The organism is Streptomyces lushanensis, from assembly GCF_001700515.1.
GTDB lineage: Bacteria > Actinomycetota > Actinomycetes > Streptomycetales > Streptomycetaceae > Streptomyces > Streptomyces lushanensis.
Genome location: NZ_MAUD01000203.1, coordinates 1 through 10,522 on the forward strand (window position 1 = coordinate 1; position 10,522 = coordinate 10,522).

The 10,522-nt window shown below is 73.0% G+C and carries 8 protein-coding genes and 2 pseudogenes; 9 read left to right on the forward strand and 1 reads right to left on the reverse strand.

Annotated features, from left to right (window positions below; genetic code table 11):
* Positions 1-1,094: pseudogene (locus BFF77_RS18265) on the forward strand (primosome assembly protein PriA); the annotation flags it as partial.
* A gap of 324 nt (positions 1,095-1,418) precedes the next feature.
* On the opposite strand, the gene BFF77_RS18270 reads toward BFF77_RS18265, so the two are convergent.
* The gene (locus BFF77_RS18270; protein ID WP_066950847.1) at positions 1,419-1,928 is read right to left on the reverse strand and encodes a hypothetical protein; all 510 of its coding nucleotides are present in this window, start codon (positions 1,926-1,928) and stop codon (positions 1,419-1,421) included.
* 253 nt (positions 1,929-2,181) lie between these two features.
* Here BFF77_RS18270 and fmt point away from each other — a divergent pair, with 253 nt between their 5' ends.
* The 8 genes and pseudogenes from fmt to BFF77_RS34535 form a co-directional block, all read left to right on the forward strand.
* Positions 2,182-3,120 (forward strand): methionyl-tRNA formyltransferase, encoded by a 939-nt coding sequence (gene fmt, locus BFF77_RS18275; RefSeq protein ID WP_066950830.1) that lies wholly within the window; start codon positions 2,182-2,184, stop codon positions 3,118-3,120.
* Positions 3,121-3,338: 218 nt separating this feature from the next.
* The gene (locus BFF77_RS18280; RefSeq protein ID WP_066950832.1) at positions 3,339-4,772 is read left to right on the forward strand and encodes an RsmB/NOP family class I SAM-dependent RNA methyltransferase; all 1,434 of its coding nucleotides are present in this window, start codon (positions 3,339-3,341) and stop codon (positions 4,770-4,772) included.
* A gap of 145 nt (positions 4,773-4,917) precedes the next feature.
* Positions 4,918-5,601 carry a ribulose-phosphate 3-epimerase gene (rpe, locus tag BFF77_RS18285; protein WP_066950835.1) on the forward strand — a complete coding sequence of 228 codons (684 nt, stop codon included), beginning with the start codon at positions 4,918-4,920 and terminating at the stop codon, positions 5,599-5,601.
* A gap of 147 nt (positions 5,602-5,748) precedes the next feature.
* Complete coding sequence (locus BFF77_RS18290; protein ID WP_066950838.1) at positions 5,749-6,762, forward strand: sugar-binding transcriptional regulator; 1,014 nt, start codon at positions 5,749-5,751, stop codon at positions 6,760-6,762.
* A 307-nt stretch (positions 6,763-7,069) separates the two neighbouring features.
* Positions 7,070-8,539 (forward strand): GuaB1 family IMP dehydrogenase-related protein, encoded by a 1,470-nt coding sequence (locus BFF77_RS18295; protein WP_066950842.1) that lies wholly within the window; start codon positions 7,070-7,072, stop codon positions 8,537-8,539.
* Positions 8,540-8,629: 90 nt separating this feature from the next.
* Positions 8,630-9,505, forward strand: coding sequence for an RNA polymerase sigma factor SigF (locus BFF77_RS18300; protein WP_066950844.1), 876 nt, complete (start codon positions 8,630-8,632; stop codon positions 9,503-9,505).
* A 199-nt stretch (positions 9,506-9,704) separates the two neighbouring features.
* A complete protein-coding gene (locus BFF77_RS18305) occupies positions 9,705-10,166 on the forward strand; it encodes an Lrp/AsnC family transcriptional regulator (RefSeq protein WP_066950846.1) in 462 nt (153 codons plus the stop codon).
* Between the two features lie 247 nt (positions 10,167-10,413).
* Positions 10,414-10,522, forward strand: a pseudogene (locus BFF77_RS34535) (carbon-nitrogen hydrolase); the annotation flags it as partial.

The following is a 10,522-nucleotide window of genomic DNA, read 5'->3' on the forward strand; positions in this document are numbered from 1 at the left end:
CCGTCAGCGGCAGCGCCCAGCTCGTCGGGACGGGCTGGGCGCTGCCGCTGACGGCGCCCCGGGAGCAGGTACGGGTCGCCGCGCCTCTGGTCCGTACCGTCGGCGACGGCGAACTGGCCCGGGACGAGGCGGCCCGCGCGGCCCGGCTGCCCAGCCTCGCCTGGCAAGTCGTCAGGGACGGGCTGAGGACCGGCCCGGTGCTGGTGCAGGTGCCCCGGCGCGGTTATGTGCCCCGGCTGGCGTGCGAGCGCTGCCGTACGCCCGCCCGCTGCCGCCATTGCGCCGGTCCGCTGGAGGCGCCGGGGGAGCGGGAGCTGGTGTGCGGCTGGTGCGGCCGTGACGAGCCGGGCTGGCACTGCGCGGAGTGCGGCGGCACCCGGCTGCGTGCCCGGGTCGTGGGCGCGCGGCGCACCGCGGAGGAGCTGGGGCGGGCGTTCCCGGCCGTCCCTGTCCGTACGTCGGGCCGGGACCATGTCCTCGATTCCGTCCCCGGCCGCCCGGCGCTCGTGGTCAGCACACCGGGTGCCGAGCCGGTGGCCGAGGGCGGTTACGCGGCGGCGCTGCTGCTCGACGGCTGGGCGATGCTCGGCCGGCCGGACCTGCGGGCGGGCGAGGAGGCCCTGCGCCGCTGGATACAGGCCGCCGCCCTGGTGCGCGGACAGAGCGAGGGCGGCACGGTCGTGGTGGTCGCCGAGCCCACGCTGCGGCCGGTGCAGGCCCTGGTGCGGTGGGACCCGGTGGGCCACGCGCAGCGTGAGCTGGCGGAGCGGGCCGAGCTGGGATTCCCGCCGGTGTCGCGGATGGCGGCGGTGACGGGACGCCCGGAGGCGGTGAGCACGTTCCTGGCGGCGGCCGGGCTGCCGCCCGAGGCCCAGGTGCTCGGCCCCGTACCGCTGCCGGTCGCGGACCCCGGCCGACCGCGCCGCCAGGGCGATCCACCGCCCGGGGAGCACTGGGAACGGGCGCTGCTACGGGTACCGCCGGGCAGCGGAGCCGCCCTGGCGAGCGCCCTGAAGTCGGCCCAGGCGGCACGCCTGGCCCGGGGCGGCAACGATCCCGTCCGCGTACGGATCGACCCCCCGGACATCGGCTGACCCCGGGACCGGCCTGGCCCGGTGGCAGGACCGATGGGGGAACGCGGCTCCCGGGCCGTGCCCACGGTGGTGTCGGCCGGTGAGCGTCATCGGCCATGGGCGTGGCCGAGGAGCGCGTCCGGGGTCGGGGAGGGCATCCGCTCTGTGGCCGACCCGCAGACCCGCCGACCGGCCGGCAACCCGGCGACCGGCCGCCCCGACCAACCGCCCCGACCCGGCCGGGCTGGACGGCCTGCCTCGCGACCTGCTCCGTCGGCGGCCGGTCGGGGCGCGGGCCCTGCCCGGCCGCCGGCCCCCGTCCGGTCTCGGGCGCCGGCCGTCCCGTCAGCCGCCTCGCGGGCCCGGGAAGGCCGGTGGGCGGGGGTCTTCGCGGAGGGAGTGCGTTGTCGCCGTCGGCTGCGGCGGCATCGAGCGCGCGGCCGGGACCGCCGGGACCGCGGCGGTGTCCTGCGCGCGGTCCGCCTCGCCCGCGCCCGGTTGCTGCGCGGCCCGGCGCGTGCCGTAACGGCGGTGCACCGCCTGCTTCGTGACCCCCAGCGCGGAGCCCACGGCGTCCCACGAGAAACCCAGCGAGCGGTCGAAGTCCACGGCCGCGGTCACCAGGGTCTCGACACTGTCCCTCAGCTCCTGTGCGAGACGGACGGTCGGGGCGGGGGCCCGGCCGTAGACGACGAAGCCCGTGGACGGGCCCGAACGGCGCGGACGGTAGACATTGCCCAACTGGGCGGTGAGGGTGCGCAGCGCGTCCACCTGCCGCCGGACCCGCTCGATGTCCCGCACCAGAAGGTGGAGACTTGCACGGGCTTGTGCGTCGTGGGTTGCGTGGTCGGCCATGAACAAGCCTCTCGAACCGGCGTTGAAAAGGATCCGGGCCGCACCGGTGCGGCCCGCGTTGGTCAATCTCTCTTGACAACGCGCCACCTGGCGATGTGGTCACGCTGCGGGGGGCGTGTGCGCATATGCGCGGGGCGCGCACACCGACGTACGCCCCCTGACGTGGCCCGCCGCCGTCGCCCGCCGCCGCGGCCCATAGACTGGTGCGTCGCTCGTCACCGTACGTATCAGCCCGAGAGGCAGTCAGCCACCGATGAAGCTCGTCTTCGCCGGCACCCCCGAGGTCGCCGTACCCGCCCTGGACGCACTCATCGCCTCCGACCGGCATGAGGTCGCCGCCGTCGTGACCCGGCCCGACGCACCCGCCGGCCGCGGACGCAGGCTGGTCGCCAGCCCGGTCGCGCAGCGCGCGGAGGAGTCGGGCATCGAGGTGCTCAGGCCCGCCAGGCCGCGGGACGAGGACTTCCTCGCGCGGCTGCGCGAGATCGGCCCCGACTGCTGTCCCGTCGTCGCCTACGGCGCCCTGCTGCCCAGGGTCGCCCTCGACGTACCCGCCCATGGCTGGGTGAATCTGCACTTCTCGCTGCTGCCCGCGTGGCGCGGTGCCGCGCCCGTGCAGCACGCGGTCATGGCGGGCGACGAGATGACCGGCGCGGCCACCTTCCTGATCGAGGAGGGCCTGGACTCCGGACCGGTGTACGGGGTGCTCACGGAGCGCGTACGGCCCACCGACACCAGCGGCGATCTGCTGACCAGGCTGGCCTTCGCGGGTGCGGGACTGCTCGTCGCGACCATGGACGGTATCGAGGACGGCACGCTCAAGCCGGTTCCGCAGCCCGCCGAGGGCATCTCGCTCGCGCCCAAGATCGGCGTCGAGGACGCCCAGGTGGAGTGGACCGCGCCCGCTCTCCGTGTCGACCGGGTCGTGCGCGCCTGCACCCCCGCGCCGGGTGCCTGGACCGTCTTCCGCGGGGAGCGGCTCAAGCTGATCCAGCTCGCGCCGCTGCCGGACCGTACGGAACTGACGCCCGGGGCTCTGGCCGTAGGCAAGAACGAGGTGCACGTCGGCACCGGCTCCCACGATGTGGAACTGCTCTGGGTCCAGCCGCAGGGCAAGAAGCCGATGCGCGCGGCCGACTGGGCGCGCGGTGTACGGATCGCCCCGGGAGAGCGGCTCGGCGCGGCGCACTGAGGCCGATCGGTTCGCGGCACACCGGCCCACCGGCGGACGGACGACCTGCGAACGGCCGGTGCCCGGTGTCCCGCGCGCCGTGCCCGGCCCCGTGTCCCTCCTGCGCCGTGCTCCGGTCCTCACGGCGCCGCGGCGCGGGCCGGAGGCGCACGGTTCTTTCCGGCCACCGGGCAGCGCTTAGGCTGGTGGCGATCACCATCTCTCACCGCGGAGCACCTTTGAACGCGCAGGCCCCTCACCGTCCCGCCAAGCCCTACCGCCGCCCCAAGAAGGATCCCGTGCGGATCCTCGCCTTCGAGGCGCTCAGGGCCGTCGACGAGCGGGACGCGTACGCCAATCTCGTACTGCCCCCGCTGCTGAAGAAGGCCCGCGAGAACAGCGGCTTCGAGCCACGGGACGCCGCACTGGCCACCGAGCTGGTGTACGGGACGCTGCGCCGCCAGGGCACCTACGACGCGATCATCTCGGCCTGCGTCGACCGGCCGCTGCGCGAGGTCGACCCGCCGGTGCTGGACGTGCTCGCGCTCGGCGCGCACCAGCTTCTCGGTACGCGGATCCCGACGCACGCCGCCGTCTCCGCGAGTGTGGAACTGGCCCGGGTCGTGCTCGGCGACGGGCGCGCCCGGTTCGTCAACGCCGTGCTGCGGAAGATCGCGCAGGACGATCTGGACACCTGGCTGGAGCGGGTCGCCCCGCCCTACGACGAGGACGCGGAGGACCATCTCGCGGTCGTCCACTCGCACCCCCGCTGGGTGGTCTCGGCGCTCTGGGACGCGCTCGGCGGCGGTCGCGCGGGGATCGAGGATCTGCTCGAAGCGGACAACGAGCGGCCCGAGGTCACACTGGTCGCCCGGCCCGGCCGGGCCTCCGCCGAGGAGCTGCTCGCCGTCCTCGGCGAGGAGGGCGGGCTTCCCGGCCGCTGGTCGCCGTATGCCGTAAGGCTCAGCGAGGGCGGCGAACCGGGCGCAGTCGACGCCGTACGCGAGGGCCGGGCCGGTGTCCAGGACGAGGGCAGCCAGCTCGTCGCGGTCGCCGTCGCCAACGCGCCGCTGGAGGGACCGGACAAGCGCTGGCTGGACGGCTGTGCGGGCCCCGGCGGCAAGGCCGCGCTGATGGCGGCGCTGGCCGCCGAACGCGGCGCGTCCCTGCTCGCCGCCGAGAAACAGCCGCACCGGGCCAGGCTCGTGGCACGCACGCTCGCCGGGAACCCCGGCCCGTACCAGGTCGTCGCCGCGGACGGCACCTGCCCGCCCTGGCTCCCGGGCTCCTTCGACCGGGTCCTGGTCGATGTGCCCTGCTCCGGCCTCGGCGCGCTGCGGCGCAGGCCGGAGGCGCGCTGGCGCCGCCGCCCGGAGGATCTGGAGGGCTTCGCACCGCTCCAGCGGGGACTGCTGCGCGGCGCGTTCGACTCCGTACGGGTCGGCGGGATCGTCGGGTACGCGACCTGCTCACCGCATCTCGCGGAGACCAAGACGGTCGTCGAGGACGTCCTCGCGGGGCGCGGAGGCCCGGCGGTGCGGGCCGAATGGATCGACGCGAGGGCGCTGATGCCGGGCGTACCGGCGCTCGGCGACGGCCCCGACGTCCAGCTGTGGCCGCATCTGCACGGCACGGACGCGATGTATCTGGCGCTGTTGCGCCGTACGGCCTGAGCCTTCGCGCGGGTCCCGTCCCCGACTGCCCGGCCGCGCCGAATCCGCCGCTTTGGGCGGAGTGCGCCGCTCCCCTTCGACATCGGTTCGCACAGAGGGACACAGGGCGGTCAGGAAGTGGTCCGGAGCATGGCAGGCTTGGCACATGGCCCAGATCAACCCCAGCATCCTGTCCGCCGACTTCGCCCGTCTCGCCGAGGAGGCGGCCGCGGTCGACGGCGCCGACTGGCTCCATGTCGATGTCATGGACAACCACTTCGTGCCCAATCTGACCCTGGGTGTGCCGGTGGTCGAGGCGCTCGGCCGGGCGACGGACACCCCGCTGGACTGCCATCTCATGATCGAGGACCCCGACCGCTGGGCCCCGCAGTACGTGGAGGCGGGCGCGGGCTCCGTGACCTTCCACGTGGAGGCCGCCGCCGCCCCCGTGCGGCTGGCGCGTGAGATCCGGGCCAAGGGCGCGCGTGCGTCCATGGCGCTGAAGCCCGCGACGCCCGTCGAACCGTACGAGGACCTGCTGCCCGAGCTGGACATGCTGCTGATCATGACCGTGGAGCCGGGCTTCGGCGGTCAGGCCTTTCTGGACATCATGCTGCCCAAGATCCGCCGTACCCGGGAGCTGATCTCCAAGCACGGACTTGAGCTGTGGCTCCAGGTCGACGGCGGAGTCTCGGCGAGCACCATCGAGCGATGCGCCGAGGCCGGCGCCGACGTCTTCGTCGCGGGCTCCGCCGTGTACGGGGCCGACGACCCGGCCGAGGCGGTACGTACCCTGCGCGACCAGGCCGCCAAGGCCACCGCCACGGCCTCCTGGGCGTGCGGCCACTGAGCTCGACACCGGCCGGCCTCCCAGCCGTCCAGTGAGCCACGGGAATATGAACGGGGCCCTTTCGGGCCGATCAAGGATCGCTGGATCTGACAGGATGAACAGCGAGTCCAGAGTGCGCACAGCAGTGAGGAGATCGCGGTGTCTGCAATGTCGGCGGGTCGGTCCGCCCTGCGGATGGGACCCGCGGAGCTGGTGCAGGCGGCGGCCATGGCCCGTCGCTTCTACCTTGAGGGAAAGTCCAAGATCCAGATCGCCGAGGAGTTCGGCGTCAGCCGCTTCAAGGTGGCCCGGGTCCTGGAGACAGCGCTGGAGCGCGATCTCGTGAGGATCGAGATCCGCGTCCCCGCCGAGCTCGACGCGGAGCGTTCCGACGCGCTGCGCGCGCGGTACGGACTGCGGCACGCGGTGGTCGTCGAGTCTCCCGCGGAGGGCGGCGACGAGTCGCCCGACCCGGAGAACCTCGGTGAGGTCGCCGCCGATCTGCTCGGCGAACTGGTGGTCGAGGGCGATGTGCTCGGGCTGGCCTGGGGCCGGTCCACCATCCACATGGCGGCGGCGCTCGACCGGCTGCCGCCCTGCACGGTCGTCCAGCTCACCGGTGTGTACGACGCGGGCACCGCCGAGCGCGGCTCGGTCGAGGCGGTACGGCGCGCGGCCCAGGTGTCCGGCGGCGAGGCCCATCCGATCTACGCCCCGATGCTGCTGCCGGACCCGGCGACCGCCGCCGCGCTGCGCAGCCAGACCGGTATCGCGCGCGCCTTCGACTACTTCGACAAGGTCACCGTCGCCGCCGTCTCCATCGGCTCCTGGGAGCCGGGCATCTCCGCGGTGCACGACATGCTCACCGACGAGGAGCGGTCCCACTACGCCTCGCTCGGTGTCGCCGCCGAGATGTCCGCGCACCTCTTCGACGCGGAGGGCCGGCGGGTCGGCCGTGACCTGGGCGAACGGTGCATCACGGTCGAGGCCGAGCGGCTGCGCCGTATCCCGGAGGTCGTGGCGATCGCGGGCGGGCTGCGCAAGGGCGAGGCGATCGGCGCGGTCCTCAGGTCCGGGCTGGTCACCAGCCTGGTGACGGACACCGCGGCGGCGGACTTCCTGCTGACCGCGTTCGAACCGGCGCCGCGGCCCGCGCTGGAGCGGTGCGACCCGGACGAGTGATCCTGGGCGGACCGACCGCGGACCGACCGGACGGAGCGCGTACCCGTCGGCCGAGGCCGTCGCGGATGGCCGACCGGGGCCCGGCCGGCCGGGGGCGGCCGACCGCGCCGCGCGGGACGCAGGACGCACGGTAAGCTCCTGGGGTAAGGCAGGTTCCACTTCCTGGCCTCGGAGCCCCCGTACCTCCTCCGTACCTTCCGAACCTCTTCGGAGAGACGCTCGCGGAGGAGCAGATGGACACGGGGGCGTTTTGCTGCGCCTCCCGTGGAGACGACCTGCGCCGTTTCCACCGGAAAATGTGAGACCTATGCGTTTCCTCGAACCGGGTACCGGCCGCCATGTGGAGAGTGCTCCGGTTCCCTACGACCTGACGTACGACGATGTCTTCATGGTGCCGCGCCGCTCGGCCGTCGGCTCCCGTCAGGGCGTGGACCTCTCCGCCCAGGACGGTACGGGCACCACCATCCCGCTCGTCGTCGCCAATATGACGGCCATCGCGGGCCGGCGGATGGCCGAGACCGTCGCCCGGCGCGGCGGACTGGTCGTCATTCCCCAGGACATCCCGATCGAGGTCATCACCGAGGTCATCTCCTGGGTCAAGACGCGCCATCTCGTACTCGACACCCCCATCGTGCTGGCACCCACCCAGACGGTCGGCGACGCGCTGTCCCTGCTGCCCAAGCGCGCGCACGGCGCGGGGGTCGTGGTCGACGGCGGCCACCGGCCGGTCGGGATCGTGACCGAGCACGATCTGAGCGGAGTGGACCGTTTCACCCAGCTCTCCGAGGTCATGTCGAAGGATCTGCTGCTGATCTCCGCGGACATGGACCCGCGCGAGGCGTTCCACACGCTCGACAACGCCAACCGCAAACTCGCCCCGGCCGTCGACGCCGAAGGCGGTCTGGTCGGCATTCTGACCCGGAAGGGCGCGCTGCGCGCGACGCTCTACACGCCCGCCACCGACGCCGCGGGCAGGCTGCGGATCGCCGCCGCCGTGGGGATCAACGGCGATGTCGCGGGCAAGGCGGCCCAGCTTCTCGACGCGGGCGTCGACACGCTCGTCGTGGACACCGCGCACGGACATCAGGAGTCGATGCTCGCGGCCGTCAGGGCGGTCCGCGCGCTCGGCCCGGCGGTGCCCGTCGTCGCGGGGAACGTCGTCTCCGCCGAAGGCGTACGCGATCTGATCGAGGCGGGCGCGGACATCGTCAAGGTCGGTGTCGGCCCCGGCGCGATGTGCACCACGCGCATGATGACCGGCGTCGGCCGGCCGCAGTTCTCGGCCGTCAGGGAGTGCGCGGCCGAGGCGAGGAGGTCCGGCGGACACGTATGGGCCGACGGCGGGGTCCGCCATCCGCGCGATGTCGCCATGGCGCTCGCCGCGGGCGCCTCCAACGTCATGATCGGCTCCTGGTTCGCCGGGACGTACGAGTCACCGGGCGATCTCCAGCAGAGCGCCGACGGACGGCTGTACAAGGAGTCCTTCGGCATGGCCTCGGCCCGCGCCGTGCGCAACCGTACGAGCGAGGAGTCGGCCTACGACCGGGCGCGGAAGGGACTGTTCGAGGAGGGCATCTCCACCTCCCGGATGTTCCTCGACCCGGCGCGGCCCGGAGTCGAGGACCTGATCGACTCGATCGTCGCGGGAGTCCGCTCGTCCTGCACCTATGCCGGGGCCGGCTCGCTGGAGGAGTTCGCGGAGAAGGCGGTCGTCGGCGTGCAGAGCGCCGCGGGATACGCCGAGGGAAAGCCGCTGCACGCCAGTTGGATTCAGTGAATTCCGGCATTGATTTCCTGTCGGCACGCATGGGCGTGGAGGGACGGGGTACACGCGCTCTGCAGTGACCACGGAGCAGGGGAGGACGATGTGTCCACGGCGAGCACGGTCCCGACCGACAGCACGCAGTATGTGAGCCGGCACCACGCGGACGCGGCGGAGCTGGAGCTTCCTTATGTGGAGTGCCCGGCGGAGGTGGCGCCCAAGGACGCCCGGGAGATCTCGAGGCTCTTCTTCGCGCGGCTCACCGAGCTGGAGGAAGGCACCCATGAGTACCAGTACGTACGCAACACGCTGATCGAGCTGAACCTCGCGCTGGTGCGGTACGCGGCCACCCGCTTCCGGAACCGCTCGGACCAGATGGAGGACATCGTCCAGGTCGGCACCATCGGCCTGATCAAGGCGATCGACCGGTTCGAGCTCAGCCGCGAGGTGGAGTTCGCGACCTTCGCCGTCCCGTACATCGTCGGTGAGATCAAGCGCTTCTTCCGGGACACCAGCTGGGCCGTGCACGTCCCGCGCCGGCTCCAGGAGCTGCGGATCGACCTGGCCAAGGCGACGGACGAGCTGTCCCAGCGGCTCGACCACGCGCCGACCACCGCCGAACTGGCCGAGTATCTCGACCTGGACGAGGAAGAGGTCATCGAGGGCATCGTCGCGGGCAACGGCTACACGGCGGGTTCGATCGACATGCCGACGGACGACACGTCCGGGGCGTCGGTGCCGCTCTCCGACCGGCTCGGCGCGCTCGACTCGGGGCTGGAGACGGCGGAGAACGTCCAGGCGCTCAAGCCGCTGCTGGAGGAGCTGGACGAGCGGGAGCGGCGGATCCTCCGGATGCGCTTCGGCGACGAGATGACCCAGTCGGAGATCGGCGCGGAGCTGGGCGTCTCCCAGATGCATGTGTCCCGTCTGCTGTCGCGGATCACGGGACGGCTCCGGGAAGGACTGCTGGCGGTGGAGTGACCGGCGGGGGAGTACGGCGAAGCACGGTGGGGGCGTACCGCGAGCGCGGTGGGCCCCCACCGTCGTCCGTACGAGCGGACCGGGGCCGACGACGGCCGGTCCGCGGACGGCCGGGCTCGTGTTCTACTTCCGGTACGGCTCCGCCCCGGCGGCATCCGCCCTCCCCGACCGGTCATCGCAGAGAAGTGAACCACCAGCCGTGCGACTCAATGATCTCGACGAACGCATCGTCCACGCCCTCGCCGAGGACGCCCGCCGCTCCTACGCCGACATCGGCTCGCTGGTCGGTCTCTCCGCCCCGGCCGTGAAGCGCCGGGTCGACCGGCTGCGGGCCGGGGGAGCGATCACCGGTTTCACGGTACGGGTGGATCCGGCGGCACTGGGCTGGGAGACCGAGGGCTTCATCGAGATCTACTGCCGCCGCAACACCTCGCCCGACGCGATCCACCGGGGCCTGGAGCGGCTGCCCGAGGTGGTGTCCGCGTCCACGGTCACCGGTGACGCGGACGCGATCGCCCAGGTCCTCGCGGCCGACATGCGCCACTTCGAGCAGGTGCTGGAACGGATCGCGGGTGAGCCGTACGTGGAGCGCACGAAGTCGGTCCTCGTCCTGTCCCCGCTGCTGAGGCGCTACTCCTCGGGCTCGCCGGACAGGATCTAGAGCACAGGATCCAGAGCACGCTCCTCACCTGCGAAGACGCTCCGAGGATCCGTTGAGGACATTTCGGCGACGCACCCAGGACACCGACGCAACGAATCGCCGGAAGGGCCGGGCATCACGCAACGGATCGGTGGTCCGCGCGCAACGGTCGTGTCTTGTCCGGGCCGACGGCCGGACCGTACGGTCAGTGCGTCCCCGGCAATCCGGGAAGCCCCTTCGTAACCGTCCGAGGTCACCCATGCCGTCGCTGCGTACCGCCCTGCTCCAGACCGCCGGCCGGCCGGGCTCCGTCGCCGGGAATCTCGCCGTGCTCGACGAGGCCGCGGGCCGTGCCGCGGACGCCGGTGCCGGGCTGC

Bases quoted from the DNA above. Each gene is read 5' to 3' on its own strand.
- BFF77_RS18270 (WP_066950847.1), bottom strand. From the start codon at position 1,928: ATGGCCGACCACGCAACCCACGACGCACAAGCCCGTGCAAGTCTCCAC.
- fmt (WP_066950830.1), top strand. From the start codon at position 2,182: ATGAAGCTCGTCTTCGCCGGCACCCCCGAGGTCGCCGTACCCGCCCTG.
- rpe (WP_066950835.1), top strand. From the start codon at position 4,918: ATGGCCCAGATCAACCCCAGCATCCTGTCCGCCGACTTCGCCCGTCTC.
- BFF77_RS18290 (WP_066950838.1), top strand. From the start codon at position 5,749: ATGTCGGCGGGTCGGTCCGCCCTGCGGATGGGACCCGCGGAGCTGGTG.
- BFF77_RS18295 (WP_066950842.1), top strand. From the start codon at position 7,070: ATGCGTTTCCTCGAACCGGGTACCGGCCGCCATGTGGAGAGTGCTCCG.